Below are 25,069 nucleotides of genomic sequence, written 5' to 3' on the forward strand. Positions count from 1 at the left end.
CGGGTGCCCGCACTCCAGCGCCTGACGCCCGACCACGCTCCCGCGCTGCTGGAGTTCGAGCGGGCGAACCGGGCGTACTTCGCCCGTAGCGTGCCCGACCGGGGTGACGACTACTTCGCGCGGTTCGCCGCCCGGCACGCGGCGCTGCTCGCCGAGCAGGAGACCGGCCGCTGCCACTTCCACCTCCTGGTCGACGACGACGGTGAGGTGCTGGGCCGGTTCAACCTGGTCGACGTCGCTGACGGCGCGGCCGACCTGGGCTACCGGGTCGCCGAACGGGCCGCCGGGCGCGGCCTGGCCACCGCCGGTGTACGGCAGGTGTGCGACCTGGCCCGCGACGCGTACGGGCTGATCCGGCTGACCGCCTCGGCGACGCTGGACAACGCCGGCTCGCTGGCGGTGCTGCGCCGGGCCGGTTTCACGCCGGTCGGTGAGGTGCTGCTCGACGGCCAGCCCGGGCTGCGTCACGTCAGGGAACTGGCCGGCTGACCCCGTTCGCCATCCGCTCCCGCACCGCCTCCAGCGCCTCGAAGGCGTACGCCCAGTTGTGGCACTTGAAGCTGCGCAGCCCCTCGACCGGGGTGTGGCAGTCGACGCAGTGCACCCCGGCGATCCCGTCCGGCACCTCGGTGTTGACGTACTTGCGGTCGCCGAGGATGACGGTGGCGATCATCGCCTTGTCGTGCACGCCCTTCAGCGCCGAGGAGATGATGTCCAACCAGGTCTGCCGGCGGCCGCACTTCGGACAGTCCGGCTCGTCACCGCTGACCCAGAGCGGCGCCCCGATGCTCGCCGGCGGCATCCCGAGCAGCTTCTCGATCCGGCGCACGTCGTGTTCCGGGGTGACCCACCGGTGCCGTCCGGGCAGCGCCGCGGGCGAGTCGTACACGGCTCGGAACAGGACCGGATCGACCTCGACGGTCTCCCGCTGACGGGTCATCGCGTACCTCCTCGGCGACGGTCGTGCCCCCGTCGTACGGCAGCCGCCGGCGCACTGCAGCCGGATCACCGACACGACTGGTCAGCGTAGCGCTCGCGGGCGGAAACCCTCCCCGTTCGGACACCTGTCGGCGGGCCGCCCGGCCTGGTGTGATTCCTGGTGGGCGCTGTCGGCCACGTCCTCCGGCCCGGCGCCCGGCGCACCGGGGAGGCGTGCGCCGGCGACCTCGTCGGACCCTTCGCGGGGGCGCGACACGCCTGGAGGAAACAGGGGGGTGTGCCCTCCGGGCCGCGTGCGACGTGGTCCGGAGGGCACGCGTACGTCAGCCGGGCAGCCCCGCCGCTCCCCGGCGCACCGCCTCGCCGGCCAGCCGGGAGCGGCGCCGCTCGTCGTTGGTGACCAGCCCGAACTTGTCGTACAGGTTGGTCAGGTGCTTCTTCACGGCGCTCTCGCTGACGCCGAGTGCGGTGGCCAGCGCCCGCACGGTGGGCGGCTCGGGGAAGGCGGTGCCGCCCTCGACGTACGGGCGGCAGAGCACCTCGACCAGTTCCTGTTCCCGCCGGGTCAGCGCCGGGGGCGCCGGCGGCGGTTCGACGCCCACCGTCCGGGTGCCGGTGAGTTCCGCCGGCGCGCGGAACAGCAGCCGGGCCGGGCCGATCTCCACCCGGTCGCCGTCGCGCAGCAGCCGGGCCTCCCGCACCGCGGCGCCGTTGACGGTGGTGCCGTTGGTGCTGCCCAGGTCGCGGATCGTCCAGCCGGACGGGAACCGTTCCACCAGGGCGTGCAGCCGGGAGACCAGTTTGCTGTCGATGGGCAGCTCGTTGCCGGGCGCCCGGCCGATGGTCAACGCGTCGGTGGTCAGCGGCACCAGCCGGACCGCGCCCACCCCGTGGACCTCGAGGTATCCGGCGGTCACCGGTCGCACCAGGGCTCGGTGGTCGCGGTGGTGGCCACCTTCGACCGGTCGGCGGTGACCGTCGCGGTCGCCGTGGTGCACCGCCCCGCCGACGGGTACGGCTCGGTCCACAGCTCGTACGGCTGCCCGACGGCGCGCTGCCGTGCGGTCGTGGGCCGGTCGGCGCGTACCCCCAGGTCGACGGTCCAGGTGCCGCCGCCGGTGGCCGCGTTGTCCCGGTACTGCTTCCACACCCAGACGTACGCCATCGTGGCCCGGCAGCTCGGCGACCAGTACTGCTTGACGGAGATCGCCCGCAGCCCGCCCGCGTGCCCGTACGCGGACGCGCCGACCTGGTAGGCGTCGGCGTAGCAGGGGCCGGGCGGCGCGTCGTCCCGGCTGGCGGACCGGGGTCGGCCGGTGCCGACGACCGGGGTGGCGAGCCGCCGGCCGTCCACGGTCAGCTCGAGCGACGCCCGGATCGGCCCGGCGGCGCGTAGGACGGCGACCAGCCGCACCGCGCACCGGTCGCCCGGCGCGAGCGGTCGGGTGGTGCACCCGTCCGCGACGATCCGCAGCTCGCTCCGGGACGGCCCGGTCAGCGTCAACCCGGTCAACCGCACCGGCCGGTCCGCGCGGTTGCCGACCGCCACCACCTGCTCGGGCGACTCGGCGTTGAGTTCCAGCTCGCCGAAGGGCACCTGGGCCGGCAGCTCCACCGGGGCGGGCGTGGGCAGCGCCCGCGACCCGCCCGCGGCCAGCACCGTCGCCAGGGCGACGAGCAGCCCGAGCGAGCGGGTCAGCGCGTGCCGGCGTACCCGTGACGGCCGGCGCGTGACGGTGGCCGACAGCGCCAGGGCGGCCCGGCGGCGGTCGGACAGCGACAGGGGCGTGGCCTCGTCGGCGGGATGCGGCGGCCACGGCCCGGCGGGGTCACCACCCGGGCCGCCGAGGACGAACGGGCTCATCGGCAGGCCCGCCGCCACCTGCGCCGCCCGCAGCTCCTCGGCGAACGCGGCGGCCGTCGCGGGCCGCCGCGCCGGATCCTTGGCCAGCGCGCGCTCCAACGCCGCACACACCCCGTCGGGTACGCCGAGCGGGCGCAGGTCCGGCACCGGGTCGACGGCGATCCGGCGCAGCAGCGAGTCCACCGACTCGCCGTCGGCGGGCGCGAAGGGCGGGGCGCCGCGGATCCAGTGCAGCACGGTCGAGGCGAGCGCGTAGACGTCGGCGGCCACCGATGGGGGCTCGCCGCGCAGCACCTCCGGCGCGGCGTGCAGCACGCTCGCGGTCACCCTCCCGTCCGTGCCGGTCGGGCGGGCCGAGCGGGGCCGGGCCTGCCCGAAGTCGGCCAGCTTCGGCTCGCCGTACCCGGAGATCAGGATGTTCTCGGGTTTGACGTCGCGGTGCAGCACGCCCGCGCGGTGCGCGGTCTCCAGCGCGCCGGCCACCGCGATGCCCCCGGCGACCGCGTCGCGCCAGTCGCCGGCCGCGCCGTCGCGGAGCCGGTCACCCAGCGAGCCGCCCTCCTCGTACGCCATCAGCAGGTACGGGTTGCCGGCGGCGGTGCGGCCGGCCTGGTGCAGCGTGACGATGTGCGGGTGGTCGGAGAGCCGGCCCAGCATCCGCAGCTCCCGCTCGAAGCGGGCGCGGGACGGGCCGTGCCAGTCGGCGGCGAGCACCTTGACCGCCACCCAGCGGGCGAAGTCGGGCTGCCAGGCCCGGTAGACGACGCCGAAGCCGCCCCGCCCCACCTCGACGGCGTCGGTGCAGCCGTCGATTCCGAGGGTGGTGCCCGGGCCGTGCGTCACCGACTGCTCGCTGTGGACCATCGCCGCTGAATGCTACCGATGGGTCGCCAGCGCGGTGTCGGCCGTTCGCACTACAGGACACTTCCCGTGGTGGGGTGCCCTCGCTGCGGTGTGGGACGCCCGGACGGGCCCGCCGGCTGTCTCCGGCGGGCCGCGTCGTGGATCAGCGGTCAGCAGACGGTGCTGGTCGAACCACCCGTGCTGTTGAGGTAGCCCGTCACGTGGGTGCAGTACGACGCCGTGTTGGCGGGCGCGCCCCACAGCTCGGCGCGGGTGGTGTCGCTCAGCCGGCCCACGCCGTAGTCGGTGCCGCTGTCCGACTCGTTGATCACGTGGACGTAGAGGTCCCAGTTGGAGTGGGTGTTGCGGTACTGCTCCCAGACGTAGATGTAGGCGTAGTTGTAGCCGCAGCCGTAGTACTGCTTGACCGAGGCCGCCTGCATGCCACCGACGGTGAGCACCCGGGTGGTGCCGATCTGGCGGACGCTGGCGCAGCTCGACGGCGTGCTGGCCAGCGCCGGCGACGCGTCGACCAGCGCGACGGCGCCGGCGGCGAGGATCGCGCCCGTGGCGGCGAGGGAACGGCGGAGGATCGACATGTCAGCCCTGCTCTCTCTGGTGATCTTTCCCCGCTGAGAAAACCAGGGTCCGGGCGCCGCCGACAGGTGACGAAGCGGCGACCATTTCCTCCCCTCACGGCACGTAACGCCCGGAGCGTCCACATCGCCTGTTGCTCGGAAGCATCGGTGATCTTGCCTGCGGCCCGATCACCGAGGTGCTCGGATCAGGAGCACCGTCAGCTTCGAACAGGGAGTTGCATGCGCATCCTCCACAGACGATCCGGCGCGGCTCTCGCGCTGGTCGCCCTCTCCACCACCCTCGGCTCGGTGGCCGTCGCGAGCCCCGCGTCGGCCGCCCCGGAGCGGGCGGACCTCACGGTCGGCCTCACCGTCGACCGTTCGCGCATCCCCGTGCAGGGCGAGGCCGTCAAGACGGACATCACAGTCGTAAACGCGGGGGTCGCGACCGGGGACGGCATCACCGTGACGGTCGACCTTCCGGCCAACGCGTACGTCGGCGGCGAGGGGCCGCTGGGGGGGAGCTGGCAGTGCTCGGCGCTGAGCCCCCGGTTGGTCTGCACCCACGCGGCCCTGGCCCCGGGGCAGACCGCTGACCCGTTCAACTTCTTCATCCAGTTCCGGCCCCGCACCGACGGCCAGACGGGGGACATCACCGCCACGGTCACCACGACCAGCCGGGAGTCGAGCACCCGGAACAACTCGGCCACCCGGACGGTGACCTACGACGCCACCGTCTCCTACCCCGACCTCTACGTGACCGGCGTGTCCCAGATCCCCGGCTACGAGGTGATCGAGGGGGACTGGGTCAAGCACCCGATGCATGTCGCCAACGCCGGCACCCGGACGGCGGAGGACGTCCACGTCCGGGTGGTCGCCCAGGCCGGGCTCCTCTGGGGCGTCGGCGACCAGTCCGACCCGTCCTGGCAGTGCACCACCGTCGTCGAGCGACAGGAGTGGGAGTGCGTGACCGGCCCGCTGGCGCCGGGGGAGCAGACCAAGGTGCTCTCCTTCAGCGGCCAGGTCCCGCCCGGCGGGCAGCCCGGTGACCCGCTGCCGGTGACCGTCACCGTCTCCACCAGCACGCCCGACGAGGACCAGTGGGGCAACGTGCACGAGGGCGGCTACGTGTACGGCACCCCGGCGTACCTCACCGGGCGGGTCTGGCTGGACGCGGACGCCGACGGCCAGCGCGACGCCGACGAGGGCGCGGCGCCGACCGGCGAGCTCAGCCTGTCGGTGCAGCCGGTCGACAGCTTCGCGCGCAGCGTCACGGTGAACGCCGACGGCACCTACCGGCTGGCGCTGCACGACGGGCAGTACCAGCTGCTGGCGGGCCTGGCTCCGACCACCCACCGGTTCACCACCCCGGACGCCGGTGACGATGCCATCGACTCCGACGTCGTCCTCACCTATGACACGCCGGAGTGGCAGGAGGCCCAGTCCGAGCAGGTCTTCCTGGCGCAGGGCGACGAGAAGGTCCTCGACATCGGCCTGGTCAGCGTCGGCTGATCCGCGTATCACCCCGGGGCCCTGGCCGGCGTGCTCCGCGCCGGGTCAGGGCCCCGCTCTGCTTGACACCCGAGCCGAGACTCGGGTCATGGACGATCGCTACCGGCAGTTGCCGCCCCGGATCGAGCCGCGCTACGAGACCCAGCCGGTGTCGGGGCCGCCGCCGCTGCCGGAGGTGGAGGAGACGGTCGGGCTGACGGCCGCCGGGCAGGTCCAGGACTTCTCGCGGTTCGCCGACGGGATGATCCGGTCCGGACCGACCCAGGGCAACGGGGCGCTGCTCGCGGTCCTGATCGTGCTGGCCGTGCTCGTCATCGTTTCCGCTCTCTGGCTCGGCTGAGCGGTGCCGTCGTCTCGGCCTGTCCGGTCTCGGGATCTGCGCGACATCTCGGTATCAGGATCTGCGACACCAGCTCTACGCACCTCTGACTGCCTTGGCGGGGACAATGGGACTCGACGAGGGGGGTCGGCGATGAGCGAGGACCGAGAAGGCGATGACCGGGCGGCGGACGAGGAGTTCAAAGCCCAGCGACACGACAGGTTCGGCAAACTGCCGCCCCGGGTCGAGCGGGAGGAGCAGGTCGAGACGAAAGACACCGAGCCTCCGCACGAGGAGCCGGAGGAGCCTCCGGTGCGCCGGGAGTGGGGGTAGGAGTGGTAGTCGGAACCCGGCTACCCGAACTCCTGCGCTGGGTTCTCGTCAGGCGGTCAGCAGCCCGACGCCGAGGCTGATCACACCCGCGGTCAGGGAGAGCGCGCCGATCCACAGCACCCAGACGAGTCTGTTGGGTCCGGTGGCGTTCCTGCCGGCGGAAGAGGCGAAGAATCCGGCGGGCATCAGGATCGCGGCGACGGGCAATCCCAACCGGGCGATCCACAGCAAGGCGCCGGTGAGGCCCGTGGCGTCCGCATAGAGCAGGCCGACCAGGCTCAGGATCACCAGTACGCCGGCATGGCCGTGCCCGGCGCGCGCGAAGGACCGCTGGAAGTCGGTCATCGGCACGGCGCCCCGGGCGATTCGGGTCATGAACCAGCCGCCGACCTCGATGGTGACGATGGTGAGGAGAACCACCCCGGCGATCATGCGGGACTCGGTACTGAGGGCCATGGTCTGCACGGCGAACTCCTTTCCGATCAGCTTGACGAGGGGCTATCGGGCAACGGTCGCTGATCTTGCGACGCCGGAGCGCGGCAGGCGCAGGACGCGTCGGGCAACGGTGCTGTCGGCCGATCGGGCCACCCAGACAGCGATGGCGATGTAGAGGACCTGCTGTGGGATTCGCAGCCACAGCGGAGTCGGCTCGCCCCCGTTGAACGGCACATCGTTGACGGCGGCGTAGACGTTCGCCGGAAGCAGGAGCACATAGAGCGCGGCAAGGCTGATTCCGGCCGCCCAGCGGGTTGCGGTAAACACCAGGCCCGCGGCGCCCAGCAGCTCCAGCACGCCGGTCAGGTAGACCATCGCATCGGCGAACGGCACGACTGGCGGCACCATCCGGACCAGGTCGGCGTGGTTCGGCATCACCGTGACGCTCGGCGGCACGAAATGCGCGGACGCGGTGACGACGAGCATGACCGCCATCGCGTGTGCCGCGCTGGCCGCCCAGGTGGCGAACCGACGCACACCGAGCGCACCCAGTAGGCGGAAGCCCAGCAGGGCCATCACCAGAATCACTTCGAGCATGATCTTCTCTCTCAATGGATAGCGCAGCTATCTGCTTATGGATAGTGCTACTCTCCATCAGGGAAGAGGGGAAGTCAAGGGATGCGCATCGCGGAGCTGAGTCGGCAGTCAGGGGTTGCGGTACCGACGATCAAGTACTACCTGCGGGAGGGACTGTTGCCGCCCGGCGAGCTGACCAGCCCCAACCAGGCCAGCTACGACGAGCATCACCTGAATCGACTTCGCCTGATCCGAGCCATGATCGACCTGGCCCAGGTTCCCGTGGCCCGAGTCAGAGCCGTGCTGGAAGCGCTCGATTCCGACACCCTGTCCCTGCACGAAAGGATCGGGGTGGTGCACCGGGCCATCACCCCGAGTCGGCAACTGACCGCAGGCGACAGCGAACGCACGGCCGCCGCTGTGCAGGTGCGGGAACTCATCCAACGGCGAGGCTGGGCCGTCGAGCCGGACTCACCTGCGATCGCCACCCTGGTCGAAACCATCAGCGTCCTGCGATCACTCGGCCAGGATCACCTGGTCGACCTCCTGGACCCGTACGCGGAGGCGGTTGAGCGGTTCACCGAACTGGAGGTCGCCGCGGTCGCCTCCCGGACCGATCCCGACCAGGTCGCCGAGAGCGTGGTGATCGGAACCATCCTCGGCGAGAACCTCGTCGCGTCGCTGCGACTGTTGGCTCAGGAGAACATCTCGTCCCGGCGCCTGAAGTAGGCGGCTGGTCGGAACACGACACGAGGATGAGGGCTGACAGGCGCAGCGAGGAGGGGACTCGGGCGAATTACGGACTCCGGCACCCTCTGCGCAATGGTGCGAGTTGTGGGCCGCCAGGGACTCGAACCCTGAACCTATGGATTAAAAGTCCACAGCTCTGCCATTGAGCTAGCGGCCCCGAGCCCTCAGGCTACCGGACCTTGGCCGGCGAGGCCTTCCGGCTTCCGGCCGCCCGTCGATGCCCCGCGCACCCAGACGCCCACGCATGCCCCCGAGCCTCTCGACCATGGTCAACAGAGGGCGGCCGGGCGAGGCTGACAGGCATGAGAACGATCGCCCTCGCCGCCGCCACCGGAGTCACCGGACTCATGGCGGGGCTCTTCTTCGCGTACTCGTGTTCGGTCATGCCGGGCCTGGCCGCGGTCGACGACCGGACCTTCGTCGGGACCATGCAGTCGATCAACCGGCGCATCCTCAACGGCTGGTTCCTGGCGGCCTTCCTCGGCGCGGTGCTGCTGATCGCCCTGGCGGTGGCGCTGCACCTCACCGCCGGCGGCCCGGTGCTGGCCTGGACGGTCGCGGCGCTGGTGCTCTACGGCGCGACGCTGCTGATCACCATGCGGTGCAACGTGCCGCTCAACGACCGGCTGGACGCGGCGGGGCCGGTGGACCGGATCGCCGACCTGGCGGCGGTGCGGGAGAGTTTCGAGGCGACCTGGGTGCGGTGGAATCTGGCCCGCACGGTCACCAACGTCGCCGCCTTCGCCTGCCTGGTGGCCGCGCTGGTGTCCCGGCGCGCCGGGTGATCGACTCCGGGTCGGCGAGGTGGCGGTGTCCGGGTGGGTGGGACGGCGCGATGTCGGCGACACGGAGTCGATCAACCGGGCGGGTCTGAAACGGCGGGAGTGGGGAATCGGGACGGGATGAGGATGAGCAGCACCCCGGCCGTGGCGGCGTCGAGCGAGGCGACCGGCCCGGACGGGGCACGGGCGCCGGGCGGTGAGGTGCACGCGTGGCAGCCCGGCCAGAACTCCACCGTCTGCGGGCTCCAGCTCAGCCGCACCCGGCTGCGCCGCTTCCCGCACGTGCCGTTCGACTACACCTCGACCGACGTGCTCACCGAGGCCGACCCGGTCGGCTCCATCTGCCCGCGCTGCCTGGCCGCCACCCAGGGCCGCCGCAAGCAGGAGAAGAGCTGGGTACGCCAGTCGCCCCGCCCCTGACCGGTGCGGGGTTGGAGTCCGGTTCAACGGGTACGGCAGCCGCATGCGGATCGTCATCGTGGGTGCCAGCGGCAACGTGGGGACCGCGCTGCTGCGCCGGCTGCGCCCGGAGTCGGGGCTGGAACTGGTCGGCGTGGCCCGGCGGCTGCCCGGCCCGGACGCCGGTGAGCCGTACGACCGGGTGGAGTGGCACTCCTGCGACATCGGGGCGCCAGGCGCGGACGGGAAGCTCGCCGCGCTCCTCGCCGGGGCCGACGCCGTCGTGCACCTGGCCTGGCAGATCCAGCCCAGCCACGACCAGCGCACGCTCTACCGGACCAACGTCGGCGGCAGCCGCGCGGTGATCGACGGCGTCGTCCGGGCCGGCGTTCCCAGCCTGGTGTACGCCTCGTCGATCGGCACGTACGCGCCCGGCCCGAAGGACCACCCGATCAGCGAGCGCTGGCCCGCGACCGGGGTACCCGGATCGTCGTACAGCCGGGACAAGGCCGAGGTGGAGGCGATGCTCGACCGCCTCGAGTCCGAGTATCCGACGCTGCGGGTGGTGCGGCTGCGGCCCGGGCTGATCTTCCAGCGCGACGCGGGCACCGAGATCGCCCGGTACTTCCTCGGGCCGCTCGCCCCGGTCCGGCTGCTGCGCTTCGGGCGCATCCCGGTCGTACCCGCGAACCGCCGGCTGCGGATGCAGGCGGTGCACGCGGACGACGTCGCCGACGCGTACGCCAGGGCGGTTCTGGGTGAGGCGCGCGGCGCCTTCAACGTCGCCGCGGACCCGGTGCTGACCCCGGAGCTGGTGGCCCGGCATTTCAAGGGCTGGACGATCCCGGTGGCCGCCCCGGTGCTGCGCGCCGCCGCCGCGCTGAGCTGGCGGTTCCGGCTGCAACCCGTCGACGGCGGTTGGGTGGAGCTGGCCCTGAACGCGCCGCTGATGTCCAGCGAGCGCGCCGAGACCGAACTCGGCTGGCACCCGAAGGTGGACGCCGTCGCCGCCCTGAAGGACCTCTTCGCCGGCATGGCCGCCCGCGCGGGCACCACCGCCCCACCCATGTCCACCGCCCCCGACCTGCCCGGCCGCCCCGCCGCCCTCTTCAAGTCCCGCCCCCCCGGCCACGGCAACCCCTACTGACCGGTCCTCCCACCCCGCCGCCGTCGATCATGAAGTTGTTGTCACGGCACGCCGGTGCGGCGGGCAACAACTTCATGATCGACGGGCGGGTCAGCTCAGGCGGGAGGAGGTGATGGTGGGTGGGCGGGCGCCGAGGAAGAAGATGCCGGGGAGGCCCTGGGTCTCGAAGCCTTCGCTGGGGTTGCGGCGCAGGGTCGAGCGCTCGATCTTCATGGTGCCGGTGCGGTTGTTGCTGACGAAGAAGATCGCGCCGCCGCCCTCGTTGGCGTGGTTGTTCTCGATGAGGGTGCCGGCGATCCGCACGGTGAACGCGTTGCCGTCGCAGTAGATCGCGCCGCCGCTGCCGCCGCCGGGGGTGCCCGAACGGGCCGGGTTGGCGCCGCTGCCGACCGCCTTGTTGCCGGTGAAGACGCTGTTCAGCACCGTCCAGGAGACGCCGATGCTGCTCAGTGCCGCCCCGTTGGCGCAGACCCCGCCGGTGAAGGTGCTGTTCACCACGTACACCGGCTTGTTGTCGTACTGGCTGAGCACCCGCAGCGCCGCGCCGCCCAGGTCGGGGCCGGTCCGGTCGCAACGGTTGCCGGTGAAGCGGGAGTTGACCACCTTGACCCGGCCGCCGCGTACGAAGATCGCGCCGCCCCCGCCGCCCTCGGCCCGCTCGCCGGTGGAGTTGCCGTCGGCGAAGGTCAGGTTCTGCACGGTGAGCTGCGGGTGGTCCTGGTTCTGGCAGTGCGAGGTGGTGAAGCCCTGCGCAGGGTCGCACGTGTTCATGTAGAGGATGCGCCGCTCGCCCCCGCCGGAGAGGGTGACCTTGCTGCCGCCGTCGAGCACGATCCGTGCGCCGACCTTGTTACGGACCTTCGCGGTGGCCTTCATCCGGATCGTCACCGGGTCGGGGCCGCAGTCGAAGGTGATTATCCCGCCCGCCGCGACCGTCCGCACCACCGCGTCCGAGGTGCAGCTCGCCGGGGTACCCGTGCCCACCGTCCTGGTCGGACGGGAGGTGTCCACCGCCCGCGCCTCGGCCGGGACGGTGGCGCCGCCGTTCGGGTTCCCCGCCTTGAGCACCGCGCCGGTTGACGGGGACGGCTTTGGGGACGGGCTTTTTCCCGGCCCGCCCAGGTCGCTGCGGGCCGCCGGTCCGCCCGACGGGGTCGCCGTGGGGGCGGTTGCCGCCACGGTGGACCCCGCGATCGGGGCCGCGCCGTCCCCGCTCCCGCCGCAGGCGGGCAGGGTGGCGGTGGCGACACCGAGGGCGAGCAGGCAGACAAGGGATCTCACGCGCACCCGCCGATGCTAGAGGCGCGCGCAGTCCGCGGCGGTTCCTCCGCCGAGGCTTAACCCACCGCTAAACCGCGCTCCGCCGGTCGATCCACGCGCCTCTGCAGCGGCGAGGCGGCAGGGCGCGCGCAGTTGTGTGCCGCGGTGCCCGCGCGTTGATCCACGTGCTTTGCGGCGTGTCGCGGTGTCCCCGTTCCGGGAGAGCGCGACACGCCGCAAACGGAGTGGATCGAGCCCGTGACCCCGACCCGGGCATCTCCTGCTCCGTGGGCTGCATGCCCGCCTCCGAGCGCATCCGGTGCCGGGCGCCGCGGCGGGCCAGCAGCACGTTCGCCCCGGTGTACGCCGGCGCCCCGCCGGCCGCCCCGATCGTGGTCGGCATCAGTCCACCCTGCTCGTGCGCCTCGGCGATCAGCTCGAAGGAGACGGCGGAGAGCAGCATGCCGGCGCCGACCGCCATGATCGTGGCGATGACCCTGCACCCGGCCGAAGTACCCGACGACCGCCCCGATCACCAGCGCGGAACCGGTTAGCAGACCCCAGGCCCCGCCTCCCACCAGCCCGGTATCAGAAGTCCGCGAAGAGGTAGGGAAGGGCGCGCGGGAAGAGGCGGCGGAGTTCGGCTGCGGCGTCCGGAGCGATCGAGCCCAGACCGCGGACGGCCACCTCGGCCGGGTCCAGGACCCCGTAGGCGAGCGCGGAGAGCCCGGCGGCGGTGAGGGTCGCCGACGGCGCCGGGCCGCCGGTGGTCAGCTCCAGGTGGCCGGTGGTGCCGTCGAGCAGGTGGGTGCCGGCCAGCCAGCGGTCGCCGACCAGCTCGACCCGGACCCGGCCCGGGCCGGCGGGGAGGCCGGCGAGCGCGTCCAGCGACAGCAGGCGGGCCATCGGGGCGGGTGACCCCGGGCGGGAGACCCGCGCCTCGACGTGTACGGCCAGGTCGGTCAGCCAGAGTTCGGGCAGCTCGTCGGCGGGGACCTGGAGCGTGATCCGGTCGACCTGGTCGACGTGCCGGGCGAGGAACTGCAACAGCAGCGCCCGGGCGTACGGGTCGGTGACGAGCAGGTCGTCGCCCTGCAGCTCGCCACCGTGGTCGTCGATGCGGTAGGTGAGCGCGCCCATCGTCGTACCGTCGATCCGGGCCGTGACCAGCCAGCGGTCGTCGCGGTCGCGCAGTCCGACGGCGCGGAACTCCGGGAAGATCGCGAAGCCGTGCCGCTCCCGAACGCAGCGTTCGGTGAAGGCCCGGTAGCCGGCGTAGCCGGCGCCGATCCGCTCCCAGGTCACCTCGCCGGGCAGTTCGGCCCGGAGCAGCGGGTCCAGGTCGGCGGGGGAGAACCGGGCGGTCCGCGCCCGGGGCAGCCCGACGTAGCCGAAGCGCTCGTAGAAGCCGGCCCGGAACGGGTACAGCGCGGTCAGCGGGTGCCCCTCGTCGCGCATCTCGTCGAGGAGCTGGTGCAGCAGCGCCCGGACGTGACCCCGCCGGCGGGCCAGCGGGTGGGTGGCCACCCCGGCCACGCCGGCCATCGGCAGCACCCGTCCGCGCAGGTTCTGCCGCATCGGGATGGCGCTCGCCGCCGCCTGTGTCTCGCCGCCCTCGTCGACGACGAGCGTCCGGTTGCCCTTGTTGTACGGCAGGTACCGGTGGAACGCCTCCACCCGTTCGCTGCTCAGCGGGGATGCCTCGAAGGCGTACGCCTGGAGCGGGAAGCTGGTGGTCAGGCGTTCCTCGGCGGCCAGGCGACGGATGAGCATTCGTCCATCCCAACCCGGCCGGCGGTCCGCCGCAACCCGATTGGTCCGGTTCAGCCCTCCGCCAGGTCGGAGACGACCACGGTGACGTTGTCCGGCGCGCCGGCCTGGTGGGCGAGTTTGACCAGCTGTTCGCCGCAGAGCTGGCGGTCGCCGTACGTGGTCAGCGCGGCGTGGATCGCCGCGTCCTCCACGTAGTCGGAGAGGCCGTCGCTGCACAGCAGCAACCGGTCGCCGACGAACATGGTCAGCACCCCGATCGCCGGTGGGGCGTCCGCGCCCTGCACGGCGCGGGTCACCAGGGACCGCTGCGGGTGGTGCCGGGCCTGGTCGGGGGAGAGCGCGCCCTGGTCGACCAGCGCCTGCACGAAGGTGTCGTCCCGGGTGAGCTGGGTCAGTTCGCCGTCGCGCAGCAGGTAGCAGCGGGAGTCGCCGACCTGGGCGAGGACCAGCGTGTCCCCGGCGAGCAGGCCGGTGGTCAGCGTCGTACCCATGCCGTCGCGCGTCGGATCGGCGGAGATGGCGGCGCGGATGCGTTGGTTGGCGGTGGCGACCACGGCGCGCAGCGCCTCGGCGGCCTCGTCGGCGACGGTCGGCGGGACCAGCTCGTCCAGGATGCGGATGACGATCTCGCTCGCCACCTCACCGGCGGGGAGCCCACCCATGCCGTCCGCGACCGCCACCAGGCGGTCACCGGCGAGGGCGGAGTCCTCGTTGTTGGTGCGGACCAGGCCGACGTCGTTGAGGATGGCCGAGCGGAGGATCAGCGTCATGCCACCAGCTTGCCAAGAACACCCTTGATCCGTCTCTACGCACTAGTGCGTAGGGTGGCAGAAATGATGCCGGTGTCCATGGTCGGACGCGCCGGCGAGCGTGCCGAGCTCGACCGGGCGTGGTCCACCGTGGTCGACGCGGGCCGTCCCTCGCCGGCCGTCACGGTGATCACCGGGGCGGCCGGGGTGGGCAAGAGTCTGCTGGTCGCGGCGGCGGTGGAGGGCTTCTCGCCCCGCCCGGCGGTGGTCCTGTCCGGCGCCGCGCGGCTGCACGACCCGGCCCCGTACGACTGGCTGGCGGCGGTGCTCAGCGGCCGCGACACCAGCGGTCTCGATCTGCCGCCGGACGCGCTGGCCTGGCTCGCCCAGCAGCCCACCGCGCCGCGCGAGCGCTACGCCCCCGGCACCCTGCTGCGGTTGGCCGTGCGGACCGTCCGGCGGCTGGTCGGCGCCGGCCCGGCGGTGCTGGTGGTGGAGGACCTGCACGCCCTCGACCCGGCCAGCCTCAACCTGGTCGGCGAGCTGGCCACCGCCGGTGACCTGCCGGCCCTGCTGGTGGTGGCGAGCCGTCCGCCGGCCGACGCGGTCGCGCCGGACCTCGCCGTCCGCGTCCTGTCCCGGCTCTGCGGGGTACGCGGCGCCGTGCGCCAGCACCTCGGCCCGCTCGGGGTGCCCGAGGTGGCCGAGGTGCTGACCCAGGTGTACGACGGCACCCGCCCCGCCGACCGGATCGCCATCGCCGTCTGGCGGCACACCGGCGGCAACCCGTACGCGCTCACCGAGCTGCTCGCCGCGCACGCCGGCCGGGGCCCGGAGGCGTTGGCCGAGCGGCCGCTGCCGGAGCACCTGCGGCCGCCGGCGCCCCGCCCGGCCGCCCCGCCCGACGCCGAGCTGACCGGCCGGGAGGTGGAGGTGCTCGGCTGCCTGGTCGCCGGGATGTCCAACAAGCAGGCGGCCCGCGCGCTCGGCATCTCGGTCCGCACGGTCACCGTGCACGTGTCGAATCTGCTCCGCAAGACGGGCTCCGCGTCGCGCACGGAGGCGGCGCTGTGGGCGGTGCGGCACCGCGTCCCGTCCCGCCCGCTGGGCTGAGCGGCCGGCTCCCGGCTCGTGGGCGGGCCGGTGGACGGGCGTGGCCTGCTGGTGGGCCGCCGCTAGGGTGGCCGCGACGACGGGGGGTGCGGTGAATGGCGGGACGGCTGCAACCGGTGCTGGCCGGCGTGGTGACCGCCCTGGTCGGCTTCGCCAGTTCGTTCACGGTGGTGCTGGCGGGGCTGCGGGCGGTCGGCGCCGACGAGGCCCAGGCCGCCTCCGGGCTGCTCGCGGTCAGCGTGGCGTCCGGGCTCTGCGCCCTCTGGCTGGGGCTGCGGCACCGGATGCCGATCGCGATCGCCTGGTCCACCCCGGGCGCGGCGCTGCTGGTCGCCACCGGCCCGGTCCCCGGCGGCTGGCCCGCGGCGGTCGGCGCGTTCCTGCTCTGCGGGGTGCTCATCGTCGCCGCGGGTCTCTTTCCCGTGCTCGGTCGGGCGGTCGCCGCGATCCCGGGCCCGGTAGCGGCGGCGATGCTGGCCGGGGTGCTGCTGCCACTCTGCACCGCCCCGGTGCGGGCGCTGGTCGAGGTGCCCCGGCTGGCCGTACCGGTGATCGTCACCTGGCTGGTGCTGCACCGGTTCGCCCGGCGCTGGGCCGTGCCGGCGGCGCTGGTGGTGGCCGCGGTGACGATCGCGCTCACCTCGCCGGCCGGGGGCGTCGGCGGGTTCCGGCCGGTGGTCGAGCTGACCGCGCCGGCGTTCACCGTGCCGGCGCTGGTCGGGCTGGCACTGCCGCTCTTCCTGGTCACCATGGCCGCCCAGAACGTCCCCGGTACGGCGGTGCTGCGCGGCTACGGCTACCAGCCCCCGCTGAACGCGGCGCTGCGGGTGACCGGGCTGGCCAGCGCGCTCGGCGCGCCCCTCGGCGGGCACGCGGTGAACCTCGCGGCGATCAGCGCCGCCCTGGCGGCCGGGCCGGACGCCCACCCGGACCCGGAGCGGCGCTGGATCGCCTCGGTCACCGCCGGCCTGGGGCTGGCGCTGCTCGGGCTGGGAGCGGGGGTGGCGACCGCGCTGGTGCTGCTCTCCCCGCCGGTGCTGATCGAGGCGGTGGCCGGGCTGGCGCTGCTCGGCGCGCTGGCCACGGCGGTCGCGGCGGCGGTCGCCGAGCCGGAGAGCCGAGAGGCGGCGGTGGTGACCTTCGTGGTCACCGCTTCGGGGGTGAGCCTGCTCGGGGTGGCCGGCGCGTTCTGGGGCCTGCTCGCCGGCTGGCTGATGCTGTTGCTCTTCCGCCGGCGTGCCGCGTCGCCGCCGGCCGCCCCGGCCACGGTGTCGGCGCCCGCCCGCGCAGCGGAGAACGGATCGGGTCCGACCGGCTCGGCCGGGACCGGCTCGGCCGGGACCGGCTCGGACGGGACCGGCTCGGACGGGACCGGCTCGGACGGGACCGGCTCGGACGGGACCGGCTCGGACGGGACCGGCTCGGACGGGACCGGCTCGGACGGGACCGGCTCGGACGGGACCGGCTCGGACGGGACCGGGTCTTATCCGGCCGCGCCGGCCGAGGCTACGAGGCGCTGACCGCCGGGCTCTGCCGGGGGCCGCGCATTTCCGGCCGCCGGAGCGTGGCGCCCGGGGTCTGCTGGCGTGTCGGGGCGGGGGCCGCCTCGGGGACCGAGTGCCTACCGAATTGGCTACCGACCTGATGACGTAGACGACTCACGGGGTGTCGGACGCCGGAGACCGGCCTGAGTCGTTCACGTCATCAGGTCGATAGCGCGTCAACCACACCTGTGGTGGTCGCGTCAGCCCGAGGCCCGGTCGGTCGGCAGGTCCGCACGTCACCGCGAGCGGGCGGTCACTCCTCCGGGGGGAGGTCGCCGACGCCGACGGCGAGGCGTACCTGGCCGTCGGTGACGGCGGCGATCTGGTCGGCCAGCACGTAGACCGCGCCGGTGCGGGCCAGCTCGGTGGAGACCTTGAGGTAGCCGGTTCGCAGCAGCCGGGCGGCGAGGTCGGCGGGCACGTCGGGCTCCTCCACCGCGGCCGCCTCGATCAGCTCGTCGAGGCTGCCGCCCGGGTCGGCGGTCGGCGCCTGCACGGTCACCGCGTTCGGGTCACCCCGCTGCACGAGGTCGACGGTGCCGACCTCGACGCCGGCCGTGTCGATGACCCGCATGCCGGTGGTGACCCGGGAGATGGCCGCCTGCTGCTCGGTGCCCTGCTGCTTCATTCCCGGGCGGTTCCCGGGCCGGCGCGCCGCTAAACGCCGCCGCTCGGCGGGGCCCAGGCGCTCGGCGGGCGCGGGGAGAGCTCCCGCCAGCCGTCGGTCCCCTCCAGCAGGGCCCGGACGGTCTCCTCGGCCTCCTCCGCGCTGCCGTACTCGTAGAACTGGGAGACGCCCTCCGCACCGCCGGCCCGCTGCTCGACGTGCCAGCGGTCGGCGTCCACCCGGAGGAAGACGTCCCGCCGGGCCAGCCGCCCCCATTTGCCGTTCCACCAGTGCTTGCGCTGTTCCATGGCCGGACTCTATCGAACATGTGTACGACACGGGGCGGCCCCTGTGGGAATCCCACAGGGGCCGATGTGCATGCGGTCGCGTCAGCGCGGCGCGGGCGGCTCCGTGCGCCGACCGAGCACGTCGTCGAGCGCGCCCCGCTGCTGCGCCGGGGTGGTGTGCCCGCCGGCGACCAGGGCGTCCCGGATCTCGGTCAGCAGCTTGACCTCCTCGCTCGGCGCCGAGGGCGGCGGCTCCTCGCCCCGCTTGCGGCGCTCCGCGAGCCGGTTCATCGGGAAGACGACGAGGAAGTAGAGCGCCGCCGCGGTGAGCAGGAAGGTGATCACGGCGTTGACGAAGGCGATCCAGTCGAAGGCGATCCCCCGGAACGTGGGAGCCGTGCCCGCCAGGCCCTTGTCGCTGCCGGTGAGCAGCAGGACGATCACCCGGATCAACGGTTCGAGGAACGACTTGGTCAGTTGCGTGACCACGCCCGTGAACGCGGCACCGATGACGACACCGACCGCGAGGTCGACGACGTTGCCGCGCATGATGAAGTCTTTGAAGCCCTTGAGCATCCGTACTCCCGTGCTGTCCGATTCTGCGTCCGGGACAACCTATGCCCCGGAGGGCGGCTCCAGAAAAGCACCGGCCTCGATCGCCGCGCGGGCCGGATCGCCGGCCCGGATCGCGGCGACGAGTCGACCGTGGTCGACGTACCGCTCGGGCTCCAGGGCGTCCCCCATGGCGTGCGCGACGGTGCTGCGCAGCGCCGTGCCGACCGAGGCGTAGAGCTCGGCGAGCATGCCGTTGTGGGCAGCGGCCACCACCGTGGTGTGCAGCGCCGCGTCGGCCTCCACGAACTCCGCCACCCGGCCCGAGCGCCAGGCGGCCTCGCGGGTGGCGAGCGCCGCGTCGAGCGCCGCCAGGTCTTCCGGGGTACGGCGCAGCGCGGCCAGCCGGGCGGCCTCCACCTCGAAGGCGCGCCGGACCTCGATCACCTCGGCCATCCGGTCGTCGGTGAGCCGGCGGGCCACCACCGGGGCCAGTTCGTCGGTGGAGACCACGTACGTCCCGGAGCCCTGCCGGCACTCCAGCACCCCGGCGTGCACCAGCGCGCGGACCGCCTCGCGGACGGTGTTCCGCCCGACCCCGAGCGCGGCGACCAGCTGCGGTTCGGTCGGAATCCGCCCGCCGACCGGCCACTCGCCGCCGAGGATCCGCTCCCTGAGCTGCTCGATCGTCTGGCGTACCCGGTGGCCGCGCGGGGGCACGGCGACAGAATCGACGGTGGGTGTCACCGGTTACACCTGCTGCCGGAATTCATCCCATGATTGTAGGTTCGAGGTCATGACCCCGCCACCCACCTGCACCGAGGCCGAGGCCCCCGCCGCCGACCGGTCCGTCGCCGACCCGGGCGCGCCCACCGCCGACGTGCCGACCGGGCCCGCGCCGGCCGCCGTCGCGCCCCCGGCCGGCCGGCCCTCGGCGGCCCGCGGCGGTGCACTGGTGCTGGTCGGGATGCTGCTGGTCGCGCTGAACCTCCGCGCCGCGGTGACCAGCCTGGGCGCCCTCCTTGACGAGGTACGCACCGGACTGGCGCTCTCCGGCACGATGGCCGGCTTCGTCACCACCCTGCCGACGATCGCCTTCGCCGGTCTCGGCGCGCTCACTCCGTGGCTGGTCCGCCGCTACCCGCCGGCCCGGGTGCTGGTGGTGGCGATGCTCGCCCTCACCGTGGGGCAGCTGCTCCGGGTGGCCACCGACTCCGCGCTGGTCTTCGTGCTCACCAGCGCGCTCGCGCTGGCCGGCATCGCGGTGGCGAACATCCTGCTGCCGATGCTGGTCAAGCAGCACTTCCCGCACCGCACCGGGCTGGTCACCGGGGCGTACACGATGGCTCTGACGGTGGGCACGACGGTGGCCGCCGCCTCCGCGGTGCCCGTCGCGCACGCCTTCGGTTCCTGGCGGGCCGGGCTCGGCGTCTGGGCCGGGCTGGCCGCGGTGGCCGTACTCCCGTGGGTGCCGCTGGCGCTACGGGCCCGCGCCGCCCGGCGGGCCGCGGCCCCGACGGCGGCCCCCGCCGCGCGGGTGCGGATCCGGCCGGAACGCACCCGGCTCGGCTGGGCCATGGCGGTCTACTTCGGCGCGCAGTCGCTCAGCGGGTACGCGATCATGGGCTGGCTGGCCCAGCTCTTCCGCGACGCCGGCTACCGCCCCGAGGCCGCCGGACTGCTGCTGGCCGGGGTGACCGCGCTCGGCGTGCCGGTCGCGCTGGGAATGCCGACCCTGGCCGGCCGGCTGCGGACGCTACGACCGCTGGTGCTGGCGCTGACCGCCTTCTCCGCGGCCGCGTACCTCGGTCTGGCCCTGGCGCCGCACGGCCTCGCGCCGCTCTGGGTCCTGCTGCTCGCCCTGGGTCAGGGCGCGTTCCCGCTGATCCTGACCACCATCGGCCTGCGCGCCCGGACCGCCGAGGGCACCGTGGCGCTGTCCGCCTTCGCGCAGAGCACCGGGTACGTGATCGCGGCCCTCGGGCCGCTGCTGGTCGGCATCCTCTACGAGGCGACCGGAGGCTGGACGGCCCCGCTCGGGTTCCTGGTCGCCGCGCTGGCCGTGCAGACGACCGCGGGCATGATGATCGCTCGTCCCCGCTTCATCGAGGACGAGCGCTGAGGAGAACCGGTCAGGAGGAGGCCGGTGTCGGGTCGCCCGCCACGGCCTGCTCGACCGTCGGGTAGGTGTGCAGCACCTCGACCAGACCGCTGACCTCGAGGATGCGCAGCACGCCGCGCTGCGGGGCGGCCAGCCGAACCACGCCGCCGGCCTCGTCGCAGCTGTTCTTCGCGCGCACGAAGACCGACAGGCCGGTCGAGTCGCAGAACGACACGTCGGCCAGGTCGAACACGAGACGGCTGCGGCCCTTGTCGAGCAGGTCGGTGATCTGGTCCTGCAGCTGCGGTGCGGTCGCCATGTCGAGCTCGCCCGCGACCGAGACGACGACCACGTCGCCGCGCTGTTCCGTGTGCACCGTCAAGGACATTCGGACCTCCTGTTATCGGTGGAACGGTATCCCACGAACGCCCGAACACGCAGAACGGGAGTGCGATCCGGTGTGCCTGATCATTTCTTTGCCTCGTGGCAAGTACCGCGCCAGTCGCCGGTGATAGAGTCCGGCCGGCCCAGCTCAGAGGAGGTAACCATGGCGATGACCACGGAAGAGGGTGACCGGCTCGCCGGCCTGCTTACTGAGCATGCCGAGCGGATCGTCCAGCGCTGGACGGAGCTGGTCGCGACCTCGTTGCGTGGCCGGCTCAGCCAGGCGGAACTGCGCCTTCAGGTGCAGGAGTTGCACCGTAGCATGATCAATGCGGGTGCCCGGGGGCTCGCGGACATTTCCTCCGAGTCGGCCGCCGAGTTGCGGGCCGTGCTCGGTGAGCTGTCGCGCAACCGGGCCCGGCAGGGCTTCTCCGCCACCGAGACCGCGGTCAGCATCTACGCGCTCAAGGAGGTGCTGGTCGAGCTGGCCGACGGCGGCGACGGCGCGCTGTCGCTACGTGACGTCCTCGCCTTCAACGGCGTGGTCGACCAGATGGGCCTGTCCACCTTCGAGACGTACGTGCAGGCCCGCGAGGGCCTGATCGCCGACCAGGCCGAGCAGCTGCTCGAACTCTCCACCCCGGTGGTCAAGATCTGGGACGGCGTGGTCGCCGTGCCGCTGGTGGGCACGCTCGACTCGGCCCGCGCCCAGGTGGTGATGGAGCGGCTGCTGCAGACCCTGGTCGACACCAGCTCGCCGTACGCGATCATCGACATCACCGGTGTGCCGGCCGTCGACACGCAGGTCGCCCAGCACATCCTCAAGACGGTGGTGGCCGCCCGGCTGATGGGCGCCGACTGCATCATCTCCGGCATCCGGCCGCAGATCGCCCAGACCATCGTCGCCCTCGGCATCGAGTTCGGGGACATCGCCACCAAGGCCAGCCTCGCCGACGCGCTGCGGCACGTGCTGCGGCTCACCGGCGTCGAGACGGCTCGCCGCCACTCGCGCCGGGAGGCGTGATGGAGCGGGTGCCGATCCTCAAGATCGGCGACATCCTGCTGGTCTCCATCCAGATCGACATGTCCGATCAGACGGCCGTCGCCCTCCAGGAGGACCTGGCCGAGCGGATCGTGGCCACCGGCTCGCACGGCGTGATCATCGACATCACGGCGCTGGACATCGTCGACTCCTTCGTCGGGCGGATGCTCTCCACCATCGCCTCGATCTCCAAGGTGCTCGACGCCGAGACGGTGGTCGTCGGGATGCGTCCCGCGGTCGCCATCACGCTGGTCGAGCTGGGCCTGTCGCTGCACGGCATCCGGACCGCGCTGAACGTCGAGCGCGGCATGGAGCTGATCGCGGCGAGCCGGGCGGACGACGACCTCGGGTTCGACGACGATCCGGAGGACGTGGAGTCGGGAACGGCGGCGACATCACCATGACCGCGGGCGTCGACCTGGGCCCGAAGGCACAGGCGATCGGCAGCGACGAGGACGTCGTCCGCGTCCGGCAGATGGTCCGTACCGTCGCGGTGGCCGCCAAGCTCTCCCTGGTCGACCAGACGAAGCTCGTCACCGCGGCGAGCGAGCTGGCCCGCAACACGCTGATCTACGGCGGGGGCGGCGGTGCCGAGGTGACGGTGGTGGAGGACGGCCGGCGCCGGGGCGTACGGGTGGTCTTCGCCGACACCGGCCCCGGCATCCCCGACCTCGACCTCGCGCTGACCGACGGCTACACCACCGGGGGCGGCCTCGGGCTGGGCCTCAGCGGGGCCCGACGCCTGGTCGACGACTTCGACATCCAGACCGTCGTCGGCGAGGGGACCCGGATCACCGTCACCAAGTGGTCCCGGTGAACATCTACGCTGTTCCCGACCCCGGCAGCTGGTTCCGGGTCGAGAACAGCAGCGCCGCCAGCTCGGTGCGGCGGGCCGCCGAACGCCTCGGCGAGCAGCTCGGCCTGCACCCCGACCGGGTCGCCGAACTCGCCATCGTCGCCGCCGAGCTGACCAGCAATCTGGTCAAGCACGCCGAGGAAGGACTGCTGCTGCTGCGGCCGGTCCGCGACGGCGACCACGCCGGTGTGGAGCTGGTCGCGATCGACTCCGGCCCCGGCATGACGGACCTGACCGTCTCCTCCCGGGACGGCCACTCCACCACCGGCACGCTCGGCATCGGCCTGGGCGCGATCAGCCGTCAGGCGAGCTGGTACGACGCCTGGTCCTGGCCGGGCAAGGGCACCGTCCTCGCCGTGCAGGTGTGGCCGAAGGCCGCGCCGGTGCGCCCCGCCTGGGCGGCCGGGCTGACCCGGCCGATCAGTGGCGAGCAGGTCAGCGGCGACGGGCACGCCGTACGGGTGGCCGAGGGTCGCCACCAGGTGCTGGTCTGCGACGGCCTCGGGCACGGGGCGCTGGCGGGCGCGGCCGCCGACGCCGCACTGGCCGCCTTCCGTACCGCGCCGGCCGCCCCGCCCGCCACCGTGGTGCAGCACCTGCACCGCGCGATGACACACACCCGGGGCGCGGCCCTGGCCGTGGCCGAGCTGGACCCGTCGGCCGGCGTGCTCCGGTACGCCGGGCTCGGCAACATCACCGGCGTCGTCCTCGGGGCCGCCGACGAGCGGCGGGGCCTGGTCTCGCTGCCCGGCATCGCCGGGCACCAGCGACCGTCCGTCCGGGAGTACGACTACGCCTTCCCGCCCGAGGCGACCCTGGTCATGCACAGCGACGGCGTGGTCGACCGGTGGCGGATCGGCGACTACCCCGGGCTGACCGGGCGATCTCCGCTGGTGCTCGCCGCGACCCTGCTGCGGGACGCCGGCGTCCGCCGCGACGACGCCTGCGTCCTGGCGGCGAGGACACCGGCATGAGCGCCGGCGAGCCGTTGCTGCAGATGGCGCTGCGGGTGGAGCAGGACATCTTCCTCGTCCGCCAACGCGGCCGGGAGGTCGCCGCCGCCGTCGGTCTGGAGCACCAGGACCAGGTCCGGCTCGCCACCGCGCTCAGTGAGGTCGCCCGTGACCTGCTGCGTACCGTCGGCGGCGCGGACGTCGCCTTCCACGTGGTGCACGGTCGGGACGGTCGCCGCGCGCTGCGCGTCGACCTCACCCCGGCCAGCCCCCTGCCCGGCGGCCGGTACGAGCCCCAGTCGGGCGCGGTGGCGCGTTTGGTGGACACACTGGGTGTGACCAGCGAGGAGGGGGATACGGTCGTGAGGATGTCCCGACGTGTCCCGGCCGCCGCCCAGGCGCTGACCGAGGCGCGGCTGGCCGAGCTGCGCGCCGAGCTCGGGCACAGCGCGCCCGGCAGTGCCCTGGACGAGCTCGCCACCCAGAACGAGCAGCTCATCGCCGCGCTGGACGAGGTCCGCAGCCAGCGCGACGAGCTGGCGGTGCTCAACGCCGAGCTGGAGGAGACCAACCGGGGCGTGATGGCGCTCTACACCCAGCTCTCCGAGGAGCTGGAGGAGACCAACCGCGGCGTGGTGGCGCTCTACGCCGAGCTGGACGAGAAGTCGGCGCAGCTGCGGACGGCGAGCGAGTCGAAGAGCCGCTTCCTGGCCAACGTCAGCCACGAGCTGCGCGCCCCGGTGACCGCGATCATCGGGTTGGGGCGGCTGCTCACCGACTCCGCCTCCGACCCGCTGACCCCCGAGCAGTCCGAGCAGGTGGAGCTGATCCGGGCCTCGGCGGCCGACCTGCTCTCCCTGGTCAACGCCCTGCTGGATCTGGCCAAGGCGGAGTCCGGGCGGATCGAGCCGGAGTGGGCCGACGTCGACCTGCGAGCGGTCTTCGGCCAGCTGCGCGGCACCCTGCGGGCGCTGACCAACCGGTCGGCCGTCGAGCTGGTGGTGGAGGAGCCGCCGGCGCCGGCCGTGCTCCGCTCGGACGAGGTGCTGCTCTCCCAGGTGCTGCGCAACCTGCTGCACAACGCGCTCAAGTTCACCGAGCGCGGCGAGGTGCGGATGACCGCGCAGCGGGACGACGAGCAGTGGCGCCTGTCGGTCTCCGACACCGGCGTCGGCATCCGCCCGGAGCTGCACGAACGGATCTTCGAGGAGTTCTACCAGGTGCCGGGGGCCAGCCGGGTCGGCGGCACCGGCCTCGGCCTGCCGTACGCGCGGCGGTTGGTGACCCTGCTCGGCGGGACGCTGGAGCTGACCAGCGAGCCCGGCCGGGGTAGCACCTTCACCGTCGTCCTACCGGCGAGCGGGGCCTGAC

31 protein-coding genes and 1 tRNA gene are annotated in these 25,069 nt (G+C 73.4%); 17 read left to right on the top strand and 15 right to left on the bottom strand.

Going from position 1 to position 25,069, the window contains the following annotated elements; genetic code table 11:
- Positions 1–3 precede the first annotated feature (3 nt).
- Positions 4–489: a GNAT family N-acetyltransferase gene (locus tag ACTMS9_RS01480; RefSeq protein WP_441163931.1), complete on the top strand. Its 486-nt coding sequence runs from the start codon at positions 4–6 to the stop codon at positions 487–489.
- Here the strand turns inward: ACTMS9_RS01480 and ACTMS9_RS01485 are convergent.
- The 4 genes from ACTMS9_RS01485 to ACTMS9_RS01500 form a co-directional block, all read right to left on the bottom strand.
- The gene (locus ACTMS9_RS01485; RefSeq protein WP_441143236.1) at positions 470–940 is read right to left on the bottom strand and encodes a hypothetical protein; all 471 of its coding nucleotides are present in this window, start codon (positions 938–940) and stop codon (positions 470–472) included. The two genes, ACTMS9_RS01480 and ACTMS9_RS01485, sit on opposite strands and share 20 nt — an antisense overlap.
- A 322-nt stretch (positions 941–1,262) precedes the next feature.
- Entirely contained in the window at positions 1,263–1,856 is a 594-nt protein-coding gene (locus ACTMS9_RS01490) for an FHA domain-containing protein (RefSeq protein WP_218896036.1), read from the bottom strand.
- Positions 1,853–3,667: a protein kinase domain-containing protein gene (locus tag ACTMS9_RS01495; protein WP_441163932.1), complete on the bottom strand. Its 1,815-nt coding sequence runs from the start codon at positions 3,665–3,667 to the stop codon at positions 1,853–1,855. Before ACTMS9_RS01495 ends, ACTMS9_RS01490 begins: the two co-directional genes overlap by 4 nt.
- Positions 3,668–3,816: 149 nt before the next feature.
- Entirely contained in the window at positions 3,817–4,245 is a 429-nt protein-coding gene (locus tag ACTMS9_RS01500) for a hypothetical protein (protein WP_441143232.1), read from the bottom strand.
- 219 nt (positions 4,246–4,464) lie between these two features.
- Between ACTMS9_RS01500 and ACTMS9_RS01505 the strand changes: the two genes are divergently transcribed.
- The 3 genes from ACTMS9_RS01505 to ACTMS9_RS01515 all read left to right on the top strand — a co-directional run bounded on the left by ACTMS9_RS01505 (position 4,465) and on the right by ACTMS9_RS01515 (position 6,388).
- On the top strand, positions 4,465–5,736 hold the full coding sequence (locus tag ACTMS9_RS01505; protein WP_441163933.1) for an SdrD B-like domain-containing protein: 1,272 nt from the start codon (positions 4,465–4,467) through the stop codon (positions 5,734–5,736).
- Positions 5,737–5,824: 88 nt separating this feature from the next.
- Positions 5,825–6,076, top strand: a complete 252-nt coding sequence (locus ACTMS9_RS01510; protein ID WP_441163934.1) for a hypothetical protein — start codon at positions 5,825–5,827, stop codon at positions 6,074–6,076.
- Between the two features lie 132 nt (positions 6,077–6,208).
- Positions 6,209–6,388, top strand: a complete 180-nt coding sequence (locus ACTMS9_RS01515) for a hypothetical protein (protein ID WP_441143226.1) — start codon at positions 6,209–6,211, stop codon at positions 6,386–6,388.
- Positions 6,389–6,436: 48 nt separating this feature from the next.
- On the opposite strand, the gene ACTMS9_RS01520 is transcribed toward ACTMS9_RS01515, so the two are convergent.
- Positions 6,437–6,844, bottom strand: coding sequence for a hypothetical protein (locus ACTMS9_RS01520; protein WP_441144005.1), 408 nt, complete (start codon positions 6,842–6,844; stop codon positions 6,437–6,439).
- Positions 6,845–6,886: 42 nt separating this feature from the next.
- Positions 6,887–7,420, bottom strand: coding sequence for a DoxX family protein (locus tag ACTMS9_RS01525; protein WP_441143224.1), 534 nt, complete (start codon positions 7,418–7,420; stop codon positions 6,887–6,889).
- A gap of 81 nt (positions 7,421–7,501) precedes the next feature.
- On the opposite strand from ACTMS9_RS01525, the gene ACTMS9_RS01530 reads away from it, so the two are divergent.
- Positions 7,502–8,128, top strand: a complete 627-nt coding sequence (locus ACTMS9_RS01530) for a MerR family transcriptional regulator (RefSeq protein WP_441163935.1) — start codon at positions 7,502–7,504, stop codon at positions 8,126–8,128.
- Positions 8,129–8,234: 106 nt separating this feature from the next.
- Here ACTMS9_RS01530 and ACTMS9_RS01535 read toward each other — a convergent pair.
- Positions 8,235–8,306, bottom strand: a tRNA-Lys gene (locus ACTMS9_RS01535).
- Between the two features lie 145 nt (positions 8,307–8,451).
- Between ACTMS9_RS01535 and ACTMS9_RS01540 the strand changes: the two genes are divergently transcribed.
- From ACTMS9_RS01540 to ACTMS9_RS01550, 3 genes are all read left to right on the top strand, one after another.
- Positions 8,452–8,934, top strand: coding sequence for an anthrone oxygenase family protein (locus ACTMS9_RS01540; RefSeq protein WP_441143220.1), 483 nt, complete (start codon positions 8,452–8,454; stop codon positions 8,932–8,934).
- Positions 8,935–9,057: 123 nt separating this feature from the next.
- Positions 9,058–9,351 carry a hypothetical protein gene (locus ACTMS9_RS01545; protein WP_441143218.1) on the top strand — a complete coding sequence of 98 codons (294 nt, stop codon included), beginning with the start codon at positions 9,058–9,060 and terminating at the stop codon, positions 9,349–9,351.
- A gap of 43 nt (positions 9,352–9,394) precedes the next feature.
- Positions 9,395–10,477 (top strand): NAD-dependent epimerase/dehydratase family protein, encoded by a 1,083-nt coding sequence (locus ACTMS9_RS01550; protein ID WP_441163936.1) that lies wholly within the window; start codon positions 9,395–9,397, stop codon positions 10,475–10,477.
- A gap of 90 nt (positions 10,478–10,567) precedes the next feature.
- On the opposite strand, the gene ACTMS9_RS01555 is transcribed toward ACTMS9_RS01550, so the two are convergent.
- Positions 10,568–11,758, bottom strand: a complete 1,191-nt coding sequence (locus ACTMS9_RS01555; protein ID WP_441164421.1) for a hypothetical protein — start codon at positions 11,756–11,758, stop codon at positions 10,568–10,570.
- Positions 11,759–12,033: 275 nt separating this feature from the next.
- On the opposite strand from ACTMS9_RS01555, the gene ACTMS9_RS01560 reads away from it, so the two are divergent.
- The gene (locus tag ACTMS9_RS01560; RefSeq protein ID WP_441163937.1) at positions 12,034–12,291 is read left to right on the top strand and encodes a hypothetical protein; all 258 of its coding nucleotides are present in this window, start codon (positions 12,034–12,036) and stop codon (positions 12,289–12,291) included.
- 34 nt (positions 12,292–12,325) lie between these two features.
- Here ACTMS9_RS01560 and ACTMS9_RS01565 read toward each other — a convergent pair whose 3' ends face one another.
- Positions 12,326–13,510, bottom strand: coding sequence for a GNAT family N-acetyltransferase (locus ACTMS9_RS01565; RefSeq protein ID WP_441143213.1), 1,185 nt, complete (start codon positions 13,508–13,510; stop codon positions 12,326–12,328).
- Between the two features lie 50 nt (positions 13,511–13,560).
- Complete coding sequence (locus ACTMS9_RS01570; RefSeq protein ID WP_441143211.1) at positions 13,561–14,280, bottom strand: PP2C family protein-serine/threonine phosphatase; 720 nt, start codon at positions 14,278–14,280, stop codon at positions 13,561–13,563.
- A 63-nt stretch (positions 14,281–14,343) separates the two neighbouring features.
- Between ACTMS9_RS01570 and ACTMS9_RS01575 the strand changes: the two genes are divergently transcribed.
- On the top strand, positions 14,344–15,372 hold the full coding sequence (locus tag ACTMS9_RS01575) for a LuxR C-terminal-related transcriptional regulator (protein WP_441163938.1): 1,029 nt from the start codon (positions 14,344–14,346) through the stop codon (positions 15,370–15,372).
- 95 nt (positions 15,373–15,467) lie between these two features.
- Positions 15,468–16,892 carry a benzoate/H(+) symporter BenE family transporter gene (locus ACTMS9_RS01580; protein ID WP_441163939.1) on the top strand — a complete coding sequence of 475 codons (1,425 nt, stop codon included), beginning with the start codon at positions 15,468–15,470 and terminating at the stop codon, positions 16,890–16,892.
- A 277-nt stretch (positions 16,893–17,169) separates the two neighbouring features.
- Here ACTMS9_RS01580 and ACTMS9_RS01585 read toward each other — a convergent pair whose 3' ends face one another.
- From ACTMS9_RS01585 to ACTMS9_RS01600, 4 genes are all read right to left on the bottom strand, one after another.
- Positions 17,170–17,544 (bottom strand): hypothetical protein, encoded by a 375-nt coding sequence (locus tag ACTMS9_RS01585; RefSeq protein WP_441163940.1) that lies wholly within the window; start codon positions 17,542–17,544, stop codon positions 17,170–17,172.
- A gap of 29 nt (positions 17,545–17,573) precedes the next feature.
- On the bottom strand, positions 17,574–17,831 hold the full coding sequence (locus ACTMS9_RS01590) for a hypothetical protein (RefSeq protein ID WP_334571193.1): 258 nt from the start codon (positions 17,829–17,831) through the stop codon (positions 17,574–17,576).
- A gap of 81 nt (positions 17,832–17,912) precedes the next feature.
- A complete protein-coding gene (mscL, locus tag ACTMS9_RS01595) occupies positions 17,913–18,386 on the bottom strand; it encodes a large conductance mechanosensitive channel protein MscL (protein WP_441163941.1) in 474 nt (157 codons plus the stop codon).
- Between the two features lie 39 nt (positions 18,387–18,425).
- Positions 18,426–19,109 carry a FadR/GntR family transcriptional regulator gene (locus ACTMS9_RS01600; protein ID WP_441143201.1) on the bottom strand — a complete coding sequence of 228 codons (684 nt, stop codon included), beginning with the start codon at positions 19,107–19,109 and terminating at the stop codon, positions 18,426–18,428.
- Between the two features lie 49 nt (positions 19,110–19,158).
- Here ACTMS9_RS01600 and ACTMS9_RS01605 point away from each other — a divergent pair, with 49 nt between their 5' ends.
- Positions 19,159–20,484 carry an MFS transporter gene (locus ACTMS9_RS01605; RefSeq protein ID WP_441163942.1) on the top strand — a complete coding sequence of 442 codons (1,326 nt, stop codon included), beginning with the start codon at positions 19,159–19,161 and terminating at the stop codon, positions 20,482–20,484.
- 10 nt (positions 20,485–20,494) lie between these two features.
- Here ACTMS9_RS01605 and ACTMS9_RS01610 read toward each other — a convergent pair whose 3' ends face one another.
- Positions 20,495–20,851: an STAS domain-containing protein gene (locus ACTMS9_RS01610; protein ID WP_088959356.1), complete on the bottom strand. Its 357-nt coding sequence runs from the start codon at positions 20,849–20,851 to the stop codon at positions 20,495–20,497.
- A 159-nt stretch (positions 20,852–21,010) separates the two neighbouring features.
- On the opposite strand from ACTMS9_RS01610, the gene ACTMS9_RS01615 reads away from it, so the two are divergent.
- From ACTMS9_RS01615 to ACTMS9_RS01635, 5 genes are read left to right on the top strand one after another with little or no spacing between them, the layout of a single operon-like run.
- The gene (locus ACTMS9_RS01615; protein WP_441143196.1) at positions 21,011–21,871 is read left to right on the top strand and encodes an STAS domain-containing protein; all 861 of its coding nucleotides are present in this window, start codon (positions 21,011–21,013) and stop codon (positions 21,869–21,871) included.
- Positions 21,871–22,293 carry an STAS domain-containing protein gene (locus tag ACTMS9_RS01620; protein ID WP_350799909.1) on the top strand — a complete coding sequence of 141 codons (423 nt, stop codon included), beginning with the start codon at positions 21,871–21,873 and terminating at the stop codon, positions 22,291–22,293. Before ACTMS9_RS01615 ends, ACTMS9_RS01620 begins: the two co-directional genes overlap by 1 nt.
- Positions 22,290–22,706, top strand: a complete 417-nt coding sequence (locus tag ACTMS9_RS01625) for an ATP-binding protein (RefSeq protein WP_441143194.1) — start codon at positions 22,290–22,292, stop codon at positions 22,704–22,706. The genes ACTMS9_RS01620 and ACTMS9_RS01625 overlap by 4 nt, the downstream gene beginning before the upstream one ends.
- Positions 22,703–23,719: a SpoIIE family protein phosphatase gene (locus ACTMS9_RS01630; protein WP_441143192.1), complete on the top strand. Its 1,017-nt coding sequence runs from the start codon at positions 22,703–22,705 to the stop codon at positions 23,717–23,719. Before ACTMS9_RS01625 ends, ACTMS9_RS01630 begins: the two co-directional genes overlap by 4 nt.
- The gene (locus ACTMS9_RS01635; protein ID WP_441143190.1) at positions 23,716–25,068 is read left to right on the top strand and encodes a sensor histidine kinase; all 1,353 of its coding nucleotides are present in this window, start codon (positions 23,716–23,718) and stop codon (positions 25,066–25,068) included. The genes ACTMS9_RS01630 and ACTMS9_RS01635 overlap by 4 nt, the downstream gene beginning before the upstream one ends.
- The last annotated feature ends 1 nt before the right edge of the window (position 25,069 follow it).

This window comes from Micromonospora sp. L31 (assembly GCF_052068075.1).
GTDB lineage: Bacteria > Actinomycetota > Actinomycetes > Mycobacteriales > Micromonosporaceae > Micromonospora > Micromonospora purpureochromogenes.